The organism is Ensifer sp. 22460 (assembly GCF_052044935.1).
Taxonomy (GTDB): Bacteria; Pseudomonadota; Alphaproteobacteria; order Rhizobiales; family Rhizobiaceae; genus Ensifer.
Map to the genome: position 1 here is coordinate 196,781 of NZ_JBQENZ010000005.1, position 13,973 is coordinate 210,753.

The window sequence follows — 13,973 nt, forward strand, 5'->3', positions numbered from 1 at the left end:
CGAATCTTATAAGTCTCTGCGGTGTGCGCTCTGGCTAAAAGACGCCTGACGACCGCGCTCACCGACACTGCGCTAGAAATTTTCTGCGGTTACCGCCGTCTCCGGAAGGCCTTCGCGGCAAGCGGCTACTCCTCTGTGCCGCGCTGGCAAAAATGTTACTGGTCGGTAACAGCGTTGCATGTTATCGACCAATGACAGGGCGTCAAGGGCAACATTTTTCACGCCGACCACGCCGGGCCAATGCGATGACAACGGATTTCTGCAAGCCGTCACGTCGTTCGCCGCGCGATCGCATCGTCGAGGCTGCGCGAGACCTCTTTCGCCGGCACGGCATTCGCGGAACCGGCGTCGATGCGATCGCCGATGCCGCCGACAGCAACAAGATGACGCTCTACCGCCATTTCAATTCGAAGGATGAGCTGATCGTCGAATGCCTGCGGCGTGCGGGAATGGAGATGGACGGCTTCTGGCAAGAGCTGGAAGACGCGTACCCGGGCGACGGGCTAGGGCAGCTCAGGGCGTGGGTTCGGCGGATCGCCGACCATCTCGGTGACGACAAGTGCCAATGCGAAATGATGAGCGCCGCCGTGCAACTGACCGACGAGGATCATCCCGGGCGGTCGGTGATCCGCATGTTCAAGGATGCGCAACGCGACCGCGTCGTGGAACTCTGCCGCAGGGCCGGCGTCGCGGATGCGGAACTGCTTTGCGACACGTTGCTGCTGTTGATCGAGGGCGCGCGCGCCGCTCAGCAAAGCAGCGGTGCCGAAGGGCCGAGCGCCCGTTTTGCGGAGATCGCCGACGCGGCGATCCTGTCCTTTGCCGGCAGCGGTGACGCTTTCAAGTAGCCGTCGTTTGCCTATCGCTCGGCCGGCCAGTCTGGGTGATGGCTGTCGATCACAAACACATGGGTGTGCCGGTGACCGCTGCCGACGCGCGTGGCACCTGCAAGATGAGGGTGGCCGTCGGCAAGCTCGTGATGAACGTGCTCGATTTCGTCCGGATCCTGCGCCGGCCAGAGCCGGGCCGCCGCGACGATGGCGCCTGCAGCGATGAGGCCAAGCGCTGCAAAGGTTGGCGTGAGCCCGGCCGTCGCACCGAGCCAGCCGGCAAGCGGATAGGTGATCAGCCAGCAGGCATGCGAAAGGGCAAACTGCGCGGCAAAGAGCGCGGGCCTGTCTTCCGGTTGCGCCGAGCGGCGCAGCAGCCGGCCGGATGGTGTCTGTGCCAGCGAATAGCCGAGACCGATGGCGAGCCACAGCGGCAGCAGCGAAACGAAACTTGGGACAAGAGCGCCGATGAACAGGCCGGCGGTGAGGACCGCTGCACCCGAAAACATGGCGACGCGATCCGGTGTCCTGTCGAGCAGGCGGGGCAACAGCAGCGCCGCGATCATCGAGCCGCCGCCAAAGGCAGCGAGTGCGATGGCTGTGTCAGTCTGGGTGAGCCCGAATTTGGCCTGGACCAAGACCACCGTGTTGACGATGACCATCGATCCGGCAGCCGAGACCGCGAGGTTGAGCGCGAGCAGTCCCCTGAGCCGCGGCGTTGCCAGATAGATGCGCAAGCCCCGCGTCGTCCGGTCGTAGATGCCGCGCCGTTCCGTCGCCTTCGGACTTGGAAGCGCGACCGAGACGACGAGTGCAGCGGAGGCGAGGAAGCCAATGACCGTGCCGGCAAACAGGTTGTGGAAATTGACGACGGTGAGCAGCGCTGCGGCGAGCATCGGGCTTGCGACGCTCTCGAGGTCATAGGCAAGCCGCGAGAGCGACAGGGCGCGTGTGTATTCCCTTTCATCCGGCAGCACATCCGGAATCGTTGCCTGGAAGGTGGGGGTAAAGGCGGCCGACGCCGACTGCAGCACGAAGATCAGCACATAGACCTGCCAGATCTCGGTCACGAACGGCAGGAAGAGTGCGACGGCGGCGCGCACCAGATCGAGGCAGACGAGCATCGCGCGACGCGGAAGCCGCTCCGCAAAGGCGGCGGCGATCGGCGCCACGCCGACATAGGCGATCATCTTGATCGCGAGTGCCGTGCCCAGGACGACGCCCGCCTCGGCGCCTGCCAGATCATAGGCGAGAAGCCCGAGCGCAACGGTCGCAAGACCGGTTCCGACCAGCGCGATCACCTGCGCAAGGAACAGATGGCGGTACGTGCGGTTTGCGAGGATCTGCAGCATGATGTTTGGGCTCGCTCGTTCGGTGGCGGTTGCAGTCGGGGCGGGCGTGGTCGTTCAGAGATACTTTGTGATCGCCTTGAACTCGTCGATGGAGTGGCGCTGATCACGCGGAAGCGCACCGATCGTGTCTTCCAGGCAATGGTCCAGATGATCCTGGATCAGGGTTCGTTTCGCCTGGCTGATCGCCTTCTCCACCGCGTGGAGCTGCTGGGCGATGTCGAGGCAGGGGCGGCCGCCCTCGATCATGGCAATGACGCTCTTCAGGTGCCCTTCGGCGCGCTTTAGTCGCTTGACGATCTCGGAGTGGGTATCGTGTCTGTGTTCGCTCATGCTCGTAACCTATCCCCCTGGAGGGGATGTATCAAGGGATGCTTGCGGAGATAGCGCTGCCCCTCAGGTGCGGGTATCGCCTTGGCGCTATTCAACTCGCGCGAACGCAACGACAAGTGAAGTAGCTGTCTTCATATTGCATACAATTTGAATCCGGCAATCTTCGGAGATTTCAAGCGGAGAAGGCCACTTTGGCTGATCAATTCCCGCCGCCGCATCCACCCTTTGATCAGATGAGCCGAGAAGCGGGAGATTTCTTGCCAGCTTCGATGCGCCAGGACCTGGTGGCTTTTCACTCAAGGTTCAAAATGCCTACAATCTAAAATACGATATTGACGCAAGATTGCATACATGAGACAGTTCTTTTGTCTATACAAAACGGTGTGGAGGCCGCTTGTATTGACGGCGCGAGGAGCGCCCACAAGGAGGAGAAATTCATGTCAATGAAGAGACGTACGTTCCTGCAAGGGGCGGCCGGCGCTATCGGCTTGGCCATCGCACAGGGTGCCTTGTCGAAAATCGCCTATGCGCAGGGTGCAGCCGGCACGCTTCGGGTCGCCATCGCCAAGCCTGCCGGCAATCTGGATCCGCAAAGCCACTATGCGATCTGGGCGATCCAGGATCTGATGTTCGAACCGCTCGTGAAATACGGCAAGGGCGGCCAGATCGAACCCTGCCTGGCGACCGACTGGAAGATCGAGGACGGTGGAAAAACACTGCATCTGACGTTGCGCCAGGGCGTCACGTTTCAGGACGGCACCAAGTTCGATGCTGCCTCGTGCAAATGGAATCTCGAGCGCTGGATGGGGCTCGACCAGTTCAGCTGGATGAATTGCTCAAAACACTTCCAGTCGCTTGAGGTGGTCGACGACTACCACGTCACCCTGCATTTCAAGGAGCCGGTTCTCGCGCTGATGCAGGAGCTTTCCTACACCCGGCCGACGCGCTTTCTTTCGCCCAAATCGGTTGGCGCTGATGGCAAGTTCAAGGAGCCTGTGGGCACCGGGCCGTGGCGTCAGATCAGCGCCGACGATACGCAGAGCGTCTTCGAGCATCACGAAGGTTACTGGGGCGAGTTGCCATCCTATGAACGCCTTGAAGCCAAGGTCGTCCCCGATGCACGGTCGCGGGTTGCAGCGCTGCGTGCCGGCGAGCTTGACCTGATCGGCGGCTTCTGGATCGCGCCGCTCACTCCGGAAGAAGGCAAGCAGCTTGAGGCGGCCGGCTTCAATGTCGTCGTCGATCCGGGCAATGTCACGCTGGTGATGGCCTATAATCCGGACCGCGCCGAGGCGCTCAAGGATCCGGCGGTGCGAAGGGCCGTCAGCATCGGCATCGATCGCGCGGCGATCTCCAAGGTGCTCTACCACGGCTACGCCAAGCCCGCCGGCAATATGTTCTCCAGCGCTTTGCCCTATGCTGGAACGCAGAGTGATGCACCGGTTCGCGATGCGGCGGCCGCCTCGGCCCTGCTCGAAAAGGCCGGCTGGACGGGAAGCCCCATAAGGTCCAAGGACGGCAAGCCGCTGACGCTCGAACTGGTCGTCAGCCCGGACGCCGTGCCGGGATCGCGCGTCATTGCCGAAGTCATCCAGTCCGAGATGAAGGAGATCGGCATCGACCTGGTGATCCGTTCGGTCGACCATGCCTCCAAGCACACCGACATGCTGGAGCAGAAGTATGACCTCGGCTTCTTCCTGACCTACGGCGCGCCATACGATCCATTCGGCTCGATCGTGGGGCTGTGCCTGTCGACCTTCCACAATGACGTCGAGGGCAAGCTGGTCACCGATCCGGTTAATCTGGATCCATTGATCAACGCGGCGATGGCGGCAACGGGGGACCAGATTCAGCCGACTATCCAGAAGGTCTACGACTGGCTCAGGGACAACGACGCGATTGCGCCGCTGGTCTACGTGCCGAGCATCTGGGCGCATTCCAAGCGGGTCCACGGCTTTTCGAGCCCGGTCACCGAATACGACATGCCCTACGAAAACGTTCTGCTGGCCGAGTAAGAGGAGGGTACCTTGATCCACTTCATCAGCAAGCGGCTGAAGCATTCCCTGGTCCTTTTGTTCATGGCGTCCCTTGTTTGCTTCACCCTCGTGGTTTCGGCACCCGGTAATGTTGCAGTCTTGATTGCCGAGCTTCGCGGGGCGGTCGCAACACCGGGTTACGTCGAACAGGTTGCCGAAGAGATAGGACTGCATAAGCCATTGCTGATGCGCTACGTGGATTGGCTGGGCGATGCGGTTCGCGGAGATTTCGGCATCTCCTACAGAACGGGAACGAACGTCAGCGCGGACCTCGCGAACCGTATGTTCGTGACGGGAACGCTGATTGCGGGCTCGGCCGTGATCGCCACCCTCATCAGCCTGGCCTTGGGGTTCCTCGGTGCCTTCTGGCCCTACAAATTGCCGGATCGCGTTTCGCGCGGTCTGGCGCTCCTCGGCGCATCGACCCCGACGTTCTTCGTCGGCGCGCTGATGATCTACGCCTTCTCCGTCACCTTCCAGCTCCTGCCATCGTTCGGTTTCAATGGTCCGAAAAGCTGGATCCTGCCATGGCTCACCGTCGCCGTTCTGCCGGCTGCCGTTCTCAGTCGTGTCGTGCGGGTGGGTCTGGAAGAGGCGATGACGAGTCCCTTCGTTCTGACCGCGAAAAGCAAGGGCCTCGGCCGCACCGCCATCTTGTTCCGTGAGGCGTTGCCCAACATCACACCCCTCTTCATCAACGCGCTCGGCACCCAGGTCGGTTTGATGACCGCGACCGCCATCATCGTCGAACCGCTGTTCGCCTGGCAGGGCCTGGGAGATTATTTCCTCGCCGGCGTGCGCTTCCGCGATTTCATGGTGGTGCAGGCGTGCCTGCTCATCTTCCTCACTTTCTTCATCGTGGTGAACCTGATCGTCGATCTGGCAGTCCTGCTGACCGATCCGCGCATTCGTCGCCAATGGAGCTGACCATGAACATGCTCAATCCCATTTTTGCCCGATTGAACAAGATGCCGCGCGCGGCACTGATCACCATCGGCCTATTCGTTGCTCTCGGCACCTTCGCGCCCTGGCTTGCACCCCAGGATCCGAGCACCCAGAGCCTGCTCGATGCCGGACTTGGTCCGTCCGCCGCTCACTGGCTCGGAACCGACCACCTCGGACGCGATACCTTCAGCCGGTTGATCATCGCCGCAAACACTTCGCTCGTCAGCGTGGGCTCGGTTCTCGGCGTCGCGATGACCATCGGCATCCTGCTCGGAACGATCGCCGGCTATCATCGCGGCTGGGTCGATGACCTCTTGATGCGCGTCGTCGATGTCGGTCTCTCCATTCCGAGCCTGATCATCTCGCTCGCCGTCATCGGCATCGTCGGCCCCGGATACTGGACCATGGTGCTGGCACTGGCGCTTGCCTGGTGGCCGATGAGCGGCCGCATCAGCCGGGCGGTCGCCGTCAGCATCATGAGCAAGCCGCATATCGAGGCCTTGCGGGTGCTGGGCGCCAGCCCCTGGCGCATCTACTTCGGTCACCTTCTGCCAGGGACGATCGGTGCGGTGATGGTCTATGCGACGGCAGACGCCGGCACGGCTGCGCTCGCGGTCGCGACGCTGAGCTTCCTCGGCCTCGGCATCCAGCCGCCGACGCCGGAATGGGGGCAGATGCTCGTGGATGCGCTGCCCTATCTCGAATCCGACCCGCGCCAGGTGCTGCTGCCGGGCCTCGCCCTCACAGCCGCCGTCATCGGCTTCAACACGCTCGGGGAATCCATCGCGCTCAACCGCATTCCGAAACCGCTGACACGGCGCATGCTCGCAATCCGTCGGGCCGAGGTCGCAAGCTGGGGCAAGGAGAATTCCGATGCATGACGAACCGCTCCTTGAGGTCAGGAACCTGACGGTCAACCTGCTGACCGAGAAATCGGCAGTACGCCCGGTCGACGGCGTCAGCTATTCGGTCCGGCAAGGCGAATGTCTTGCCATCGTCGGCGAAAGCGGTAGCGGCAAGACGGTGATGAATTTCGCGCCGCTCGGGCTGATGCCAACAGGCGTGACGACGATGCTCTCCGGCTCCGTCAAGCTCGAGGGTCGCGAGCTGATCGGCCTGCCCGAGGCTGAGATCCAGAAACTGCGCGGCAAGTCCGTCGGTTTCATCTTTCAGGACCCGATGAGCGCGCTCAATCCGGTACGCCGGATCGGGCGGCAGATCGCCGAGATGGCCGAACTGCATCTCGACATGACGCCGAGGGCCGCGGAAGCGCGTGCGTTGGAACTTGTAAAACTCGTCGGCATCTCCGACCCGGTGGCACGGCTTCGGCAATATCCGCACGAGCTCTCCGGCGGCTTGCGGCAACGCATCGTCATTGCCATTGCGCTTGCCGGCGAGCCGAAGCTCCTGATTGCCGACGAGCCGACGACCGCACTCGACGTGACGGTTCAGGCGCAGATCCTGCGGCTGCTCAAGGACGTGCAGCGTCGGCTGAACATGGCGATGGTGCTGATTACCCACGACATGGGCGTGGTCGCGGGTGCAGCCGACAACATCGTCGTCATGTATGCGGCGCGCGCTGCCGAATGCGGTCCGGTGGACAAGGTGCTGGTGAGCCCGCGTCACCCCTACACGCAGGGCCTGATCAACGCGATACCGCGGCGAGAGGACCCAATCGGATCGGAGTTCCGGGGGCTTCCCGGCATTCCGCCGACGCTCGGTGCACCGATCAAAGGCTGCGCTCTTGCGCCGCGCTGCGAACTCGCCGTCCCTGCATGCAGCAACAGCCGCCCTCCGTTGGTCCGGTCGGACGACAGCGCGGTTCTCGTGGCTTGCCCTGTCGTCAATCAAGGAAAGGCTGCCGCATGACACAAGCACCTGTTCTTAAAGTTGAAAACCTGCAGACGCGCTTCAAGAGCGTTCAGCGGGGCAAATTTGTCCATGCCGTCGACGATGTCTCGATCGAACTCTATCCGGGCGAGATCGTCGGGTTGGTCGGCGAATCCGGCTGCGGCAAGTCGACCCTCGGGCGCACCATCGTCGGGCTCGAGAAGGCAAGCAGCGGCCGCGTGCTGCTCGACGGCGTCGATCTCAGCGCTCTCTCCGGGGCCGCCCTGCGCGACAGCCGCCGGGCGCTGCAATACGTCTTCCAGGATCCCTATTCGTCTCTGAACGATCGACAGACCGTGGGCGAGGCGATCGACGAAGCGCTGGTGATCGCCGGCACCCGATCGCCGGAGGAGCGGGATCGCCGCACCAAGGAGCTCCTGGATCAGGTGGGCCTCGCATCCGCGGTCAGGGACCGTCACACGCGCGAGCTCTCGGGCGGTCAGCGCCAGCGCGTGGCGATTGCCAGATCGCTTGCCGTGAACCCGCGCGTGTTGATCTGCGATGAACCGGTGAGCGCGCTCGATCTCTCGATCCGTGCACAGGTGATGAACCTCTTCCTGCGGCTGCAGAAGGATCTGGGCGTGGCATGCCTGTTCATTGCCCATGATCTTGCGCTGGTGCGGCAGGCGGCGTCGCGTGTCTACGTCATGTATCTCGGCAGGATCGTCGAGCATGGCTCGTCAAAGGAGCTTTATGACCGTCCGAGCCACCCCTATTCGCAGATGCTGCTGGCATCGGCGCCCGAGGTGGATCCGCGGATCGAGAAGCACCGCAGGGGACCGTTGATGATCGGCGAAGTTCCCAGTCCGACAAACCCGCCGTCGGGCTGCCGGTTCCGAACCCGTTGCCCTCTTGCCGTCGACGATTGCGCTAAGGCGCTGCCGCCATCCCGGGTGCTTGCGCCGGGGCATACGGCGGCCTGCACTTTCGCCGCGGACCTCCACCGCGGCAATCGAACGGCTCTCGTTCAACAGGAGATGTCGGCGCCATAGAGCCGGGAGCGGCTCGCCTCAGAGCCACCGGTCCGGACGTTGCCTGCTTCGAATCCCAAGTTCCCTCGCATCCTTTAAGCTGGGGATGCGCGCCTGCCCCGCCATCGAGCGGGGCCTTTTTTTGTTCGGATAGACGTGTGGACCGCACCGCGGTGTCGCGGACGCGATCAACATGGACGCACTAGCACTTTGATTCTAGAGGATCTTATCCGCGTTCTGTGCTTCCACTTGAAGGCGGGATGCTCTAGAGGCGGACAAGCATCTTGTCGGTGTAGCAGCGTCATGACCAAGGTTTTGCCACCGAACCGATTTTGACAATGAGCGCGGCAAGCGTCGCAACGAACAGCACGTAGGCGAGCGCCGCCTGCCAGGCCCCTGCGGGCAGACCAATCAGCAGCAGCGTGTCGTTCCCACCGGGAATGAGTAGTGCACCCAGTCCCATAAGGATGCCCGCAAGCGTTCTCTTGACTATGGTCTTCACTGTCGGCCGCTTCAGCATGAATCCATGCTTCCGAAGTCTTGCGGAAACGAGGCTGCCGCCGAACATGCAGACCGAAATCACGGCTCCCGCGACAGGTATCGAAGCGATCGCTCCGACCGATGCGGTGATTGAGAACCCGGGCGCAAGAAGCGTCAGGACCGTAGAGGTGATGCCGATCGCTCCCATCGCTATCGTCAGCCGCCGGAAGTTTGACTCGGATCTGCGTGAAACGCCGAGCCTCAGAGCCATGATCGCCAACAATGCAAGCGCGAGAAGCGCCGCCTCCAGCGGCGGGGGAGCACTTATCGGCGGCTGATCCGAAAGCAGATCAAACAAGGATTCAATGTAGAGGACCGCATAGATCCCGAGAAACGTGAATGCGAATCCGATTTCGCCATTTCCGATATGCCCAACGGACCCGAACACACAAGCGCCGTTCACATAGCTGCCGATCCCAAGCAAAATGGCTGCGAGAACGAGGTAGCCGAGTGGCGACCAGCCCTCCTGCATCATCGGTGCCGTTTCGAGGATTGCGTAGACGAGGGCCGCCCAGACGGCGCATTCGACCAGAGCGATGAAACGTGCCGGCCTCTTGTCCGATACCAACTCCTTCGTGGCGATGACGGTGCAGATCGATCCACGATTCATGGCGAAGCCGAGAACAAATCCGAGCGCCCCGATCAAGGCCATACTTACCCAGATCTCCAAGCTAGTGGCGACAGGGCCCGTGCCTGATATGTTAAGGAGAAATTCACTCATTTGGCAAACGGACTCGCGTCCTGCTCCAGTTTCGGACACATCCAGAGATTCATATTGATCGCCGTCGCTGACATTTCAGCGACCCCAACAGTGAGGTTCTCCCGCTCCGGCGGGCGCGCAATTGTGCCTCAAATCTTTTTGGGCGGACAGCACTTCGGTGGTTTCGATGCGAACGATCGCTTCGGAAGAGCGGGCGATCCCCCCGGGCGACTTCAAGCCAGACCATTGCCGTTTAGCCAGTTGCCTCCGCCCCGACCTTGGCGTCGCCCGGGCGGGCTGTGCTCTTCCTGTCTTTGGGAAAAGGTGTGCTCAAAATAGCGTTTAGACGCGGGCGAGGCGACGCACGAGACCGCGCCGGCCACGCTCCATGACCACCCCATGGTTCCAACGGAAGATGGGCTTCAGGATGAATGAGAGCGTGATCATCCAGGGCTTGGTGACCTGGACGATCCAGTCGTAGCGCACCCGGCAGCGGGGGCCTTCGCGCTCAAGCGTCCATCGGCCGATGCCGTCAAGCTCCCCTGAGGCCCTGCCTTCGATGAGCGACAGCGGCTCGACCCGCACCGTCTCCACGTTGAAGATCAGTTCATAGGGCAGGGCCGTCACCCATTCCAGCCGGCGAACCGCGCCCACGCCGTGTTCGTCTCCCTCGCGCAGCAGGGAAACCCGCTTGACCGATGACCACCATTCCGGCCAGGCCTCCGGGGTGCTCAGCTCCCGCCACACGTCTTCGACCGGAGCATCGATGGTCCATTGGGTGATGAGATGAAACTCGGTGAGAGACATCGCCGGTCCTCTTCATAGCCAGAGGACGCAGCACGCCGGCGGCGATGCCTGAGCAAAGCGCAGGGCCCGCCAGCGTACGCGATCCGGCCAAGCACTCAATAAGTCTCGATAGAAGAGACACTGCTCGGCTCGCTTGTGCAAGCTCTGCTTGATCGGCGAAAGGGGGATTTTGCGGCCCGCTGCAAATAGGTGTCTCGCAGGTCGGGTACGTTTGAGTTGATGGTGGCTGCGCACCTTGCCGAGCGGGCACTTGCGGGCCGTCGTAGCCCGCATGGTCAGTTTTTGGAGCGCTAGGCCGCGCGTGCCGCAGCCACGAGCGGCTCAAGGTCATCGACGACCTTGTCGCCGTTGTAGGCGGTCTCGTCGAGAATGCCCTCGCGCTTGGAGACGATCGTCGGCACCAGTGCCTGGCCGGCGACGTTGACCGCCGTGCGGCCCATGTCGAGGATCGGGTCGATGGCGAGCAGCAGGCCGACGCCTTCGAGCGGCAGACCGAGCGTCGAGAGCGTCAGCGTCAGCATGACGGTCGCGCCGGTGAGGCCGGCGGTGGCGGCGGAGCCGAGTACAGAGACGAAGACGATCAGCACATATTCCTGGATGCCGAGTGGCAGCCCGAAGAACTGCGCGATGAAGATCGCCGAGATGGCCGGGTAGATCGCGGCGCAGCCGTCCATTTTGGTGGTCGCGCCGAGCGGTACGGCGAAGGCGGCGTATTCGCGGGGAACGCCGAGGCTCTTTTCGGTCACCGTTTCGGTGACGGGCAGGGTGCCTACGGAAGAACGGGAGACGAAGGCGAGCTGGATCGCCGGCCAGGCGCCGGCAAAGAAGCGCGACGGCTTCAGGCCGTGGCCGATGAGCAGCGCCGGGTAGACGACGAAGAGCACGATCGCAAGGCCGATATAGACAGCCGCGGCATACCAGCCGAGTTGCGCCAGCGTTTCCCAGCCATATTGGGCGACGGCGCGGCCGAGCAGGCCGATCGTGCCGATCGGAGTCAGGCGGATGACCCACCAGAGGATCTTGCGGACGATGGCGAGCAGCGACTGGTTGAAGGCGAGGAACGGCTTGGCGGCATCACCGACCTTCAGCGCAGCGGCACCGACGGCGATCGAAACGACGAGGATCTGCAAGACGTTGAAATTGAGCGAGGTGGTAGCACCCGTGTCGGTGACCTTGGTGCTGGCTTCGAGGCCGAGCACGTTGGCGGGCACCAGGCCCTTCAGGAAATCAAGCCACGAGCCGGAGTAGGAGGGCGCCTTGGCGGCTTCCTGCGAAACGGCAGAGCCGACGCCCGGCTGAAGGATCAGTCCGAGGGCGATGCCGATGACGACGGCAATCAGCGATGTGATCGCGAACCAGAGCAGCGTCTGCCAGACGAGTTTCGCGGCATTCTGCAGCGTCGCCAGATTGGCGATCGAGGCGACGATGGCGGTGAAGACGAGCGGCGGCACGAGGGCGCGCAAAAGCTGGACGAAGATCGAACCGATCGTCTGCAGGGTTACCGTCAGCCAGTTGGCGTTGCCGCTGGCATCGACGCCCATGTTGCGGGCGACGAGGCCGAGCAGCAGGCCGATCACCATGGCCGCGAGGACTTGAAAGCCGAAGGAGGCGTAAATCGGTTTCGGGGGAGATTTGATGGTTGCTTGGGACACGTCTTCTACTCTCATTGGATGGCGGTGGCCGCATTTTTGGCAAAGGCCGCCGCAAGCGCCCAAAAAATAGTCGAGTGCCCGATTCAGGATAAGAAACCCTTTGGCTCGAAAACCACTCAGAGTAGAATAATTTCCCCGGTGCGATTGGCTGATTGTCCAGGCACCGCCCGGGTCTCGCGGAGCGACGGTATTTCGGCCGAAGCGGTATTCGCTGCGGCGATATCGCGCGTTCCAGGCTGTGGCCACAGCCGTGGAGAGTCCTCAGGATTGCTCGGCTCACCGCGCTCGCCTCGCAACAAGTCACGGCGCACCCAGCCTTTCTCTCCCAAGCTCTCAGTCCCCCGGTACACGGCGATTGATCTCGCTTTCTGCGCCTGTGTCGAAAATCTTTTCACTTGCCTCGGGCGCACGGGAAATACCCTTTCTCTATAAACATTATGGATAATGTAGCCTGTCTTTCTGGCAGCCAAGGTCGTGGGTCTGGTCGCAGACAGCCCTTCATCCGTGCCGCTGAGGCGCTTGACGCCCAAGAATTTGCAGCGAGAAGAGGAGAGGATTGAGATGACACGCAGGATCCGGCTTGGAGCATTTCTTCCCGGTGGCGGACAGCATATCGCCGCCTGGCGCCACCCCGACCAGCCGGCCGACGGGGCGACCAGTTTCGAATTTCACAAGCAACTGGCGCTGACGGCGGAACGCGGTCTGTTCGACGCCTATTTCCTGGCAGATGGGCTGGCGATCGGCTTCGGCGGGGCGCGCGAGGGCGGAAACGCCCGGGTGGCGGGCTTCGAGCCGGTGACCCTGTTTTCGGCGCTGGCGCCGCTCACCACCCATCTCGGCTTCATCGCGACCTCGTCGACGACCTATGAAGAGCCCTACACCACGGCACGCAAATTCGCTTCGCTCGATCTCATTTCCGGCGGCCGCGCCGGATGGAATGTGGTGACGACAACGGGCGATGCGACGGCGCAGAACTTCAACCGCGAGACGCAGCTTCCGCATGCCGAACGCTATCGGCGCGCGGCCGAGCATGTCGACGTGGTCACGAAGCTCTGGGACAGCTTCGAGGACGATGCGTTCATTCGCGACAAGCAAACGGGCATCTTCTACGACCCGGCGAAGCTGCACGATACCGACCATCGCGGCGAACATTTCAAGGTGCGCGGCCCGCTCAACATCTCGCGCTCTCCGCAAGGGCATCCTGTCATCGTCCAGGCGGGCCAGTCCGACGACGGTCGCGGGCTGGCGGCCGCGACGGCTGAGGTGATCTTCACTGCGCACCAGCACATTGAGACGGCGCAGGAATTTTATCGCGACATCAAGGCACGTGCGCGCGGTCTCGGCCGCAACCCGGACCACATTCTGGTCATGCCCGGGGTCTCCCCCTTCGTCGGCAGAACGGAGGCCGAAGCGCGCGAAAAGTACGATCGCCTGACCTCGCTCATCGTCGAGGAGGATGGCATCGGCCTGCTCAATGGCCTGACCGGCGGCACGCTCGATCTCCATGGCTACGATCTCGATGGGCCGCTGCCGCCGGCACCGCCAACCGAGGGCATGAAGAGCCGGCAGGCGCTGATCCGCCAGATCGCCGACGAAAACAACTTCAGCATTCGCCAGCTCTATCAATGGATTGCGTCAGCGCGCGGCCACTACACGATCGTCGGAACGGCAGAACAGATCGCCGACACCCTGCAGGAGTGGTTCGAAAACGAAGCGGCCGATGGCTTCAACATCCTGCCGCCCTGGTTTCCGACGGCGCTTGACGACTTTGTCGAGCTGGTGGTCCCGGAACTGCAGCGTCGCGGCCTTTTCCGCACGGCCTATGAGGGTCGGACGCTCCGGGAAAATCTCGGTCTGCCCATTCCCGTCAACCGCTGGGCCGACGTGCGATCGGCCGTTCAGGCAGCAGAGTGAGGTGCG

At 62.6% G+C, this 13,973-nt stretch carries 12 protein-coding genes; 7 read left to right on the top strand and 5 right to left on the bottom strand.

The genetic code is table 11. The features are described 5' to 3' along the window. Positions 1–245 precede the first annotated feature (245 nt). Complete coding sequence (locus ACTJKM_RS08400; protein ID WP_058329991.1) at positions 246–848, top strand: TetR/AcrR family transcriptional regulator; 603 nt, start codon at positions 246–248, stop codon at positions 846–848. 11 nt (positions 849–859) lie between these two features. Here ACTJKM_RS08400 and ACTJKM_RS08405 read toward each other — a convergent pair whose 3' ends face one another. Then, entirely contained in the window at positions 860–2,182 is a 1,323-nt protein-coding gene (locus ACTJKM_RS08405) for an MFS transporter (protein WP_058329990.1), read from the bottom strand. A gap of 54 nt (positions 2,183–2,236) precedes the next feature. After that, entirely contained in the window at positions 2,237–2,512 is a 276-nt protein-coding gene (locus ACTJKM_RS08410) for a metal-sensing transcriptional repressor (RefSeq protein WP_057255361.1), read from the bottom strand. Positions 2,513–2,949: 437 nt separating this feature from the next. Here ACTJKM_RS08410 and ACTJKM_RS08415 point away from each other — a divergent pair, with 437 nt between their 5' ends. The 5 genes from ACTJKM_RS08415 to ACTJKM_RS08435 are packed head-to-tail and all read left to right on the top strand — an operon-like array spanning position 2,950 to position 8,375. After that, entirely contained in the window at positions 2,950–4,527 is a 1,578-nt protein-coding gene (locus ACTJKM_RS08415) for a nickel ABC transporter substrate-binding protein (RefSeq protein ID WP_058329989.1), read from the top strand. A gap of 12 nt (positions 4,528–4,539) precedes the next feature. After that, a complete protein-coding gene (locus ACTJKM_RS08420) occupies positions 4,540–5,475 on the top strand; it encodes an ABC transporter permease (RefSeq protein WP_057255363.1) in 936 nt (311 codons plus the stop codon). Then, a complete protein-coding gene (locus tag ACTJKM_RS08425; protein ID WP_057255364.1) occupies positions 5,466–6,374 on the top strand; it encodes an ABC transporter permease in 909 nt (302 codons plus the stop codon). The genes ACTJKM_RS08420 and ACTJKM_RS08425 overlap by 10 nt, the downstream gene beginning before the upstream one ends. Next, positions 6,367–7,362, top strand: coding sequence for an ABC transporter ATP-binding protein (locus ACTJKM_RS08430; RefSeq protein ID WP_113512089.1), 996 nt, complete (start codon positions 6,367–6,369; stop codon positions 7,360–7,362). Before ACTJKM_RS08425 ends, ACTJKM_RS08430 begins: the two co-directional genes overlap by 8 nt. After that, a complete protein-coding gene (locus tag ACTJKM_RS08435) occupies positions 7,359–8,375 on the top strand; it encodes an ABC transporter ATP-binding protein (protein ID WP_113512087.1) in 1,017 nt (338 codons plus the stop codon). Before ACTJKM_RS08430 ends, ACTJKM_RS08435 begins: the two co-directional genes overlap by 4 nt. Before the next feature lie 280 nt (positions 8,376–8,655). Here the strand turns inward: ACTJKM_RS08435 and ACTJKM_RS08440 are convergent, their stop codons facing one another. The 3 genes from ACTJKM_RS08440 to ACTJKM_RS08450 form a co-directional block, all read right to left on the bottom strand. Continuing rightward, positions 8,656–9,654 (bottom strand): YeeE/YedE thiosulfate transporter family protein, encoded by a 999-nt coding sequence (locus tag ACTJKM_RS08440; RefSeq protein ID WP_440635925.1) that lies wholly within the window; start codon positions 9,652–9,654, stop codon positions 8,656–8,658. Positions 9,655–9,936: 282 nt separating this feature from the next. Beyond that, entirely contained in the window at positions 9,937–10,401 is a 465-nt protein-coding gene (locus ACTJKM_RS08445; protein WP_113512086.1) for an SRPBCC family protein, read from the bottom strand. Positions 10,402–10,691: 290 nt separating this feature from the next. After that, positions 10,692–12,053 carry a dicarboxylate/amino acid:cation symporter gene (locus ACTJKM_RS08450; protein ID WP_162764643.1) on the bottom strand — a complete coding sequence of 454 codons (1,362 nt, stop codon included), beginning with the start codon at positions 12,051–12,053 and terminating at the stop codon, positions 10,692–10,694. A 561-nt stretch (positions 12,054–12,614) separates the two neighbouring features. Here ACTJKM_RS08450 and ACTJKM_RS08455 point away from each other — a divergent pair. Continuing rightward, entirely contained in the window at positions 12,615–13,967 is a 1,353-nt protein-coding gene (locus ACTJKM_RS08455; RefSeq protein ID WP_057255370.1) for an LLM class flavin-dependent oxidoreductase, read from the top strand. Positions 13,968–13,973: the final 6 nt, after the last annotated feature.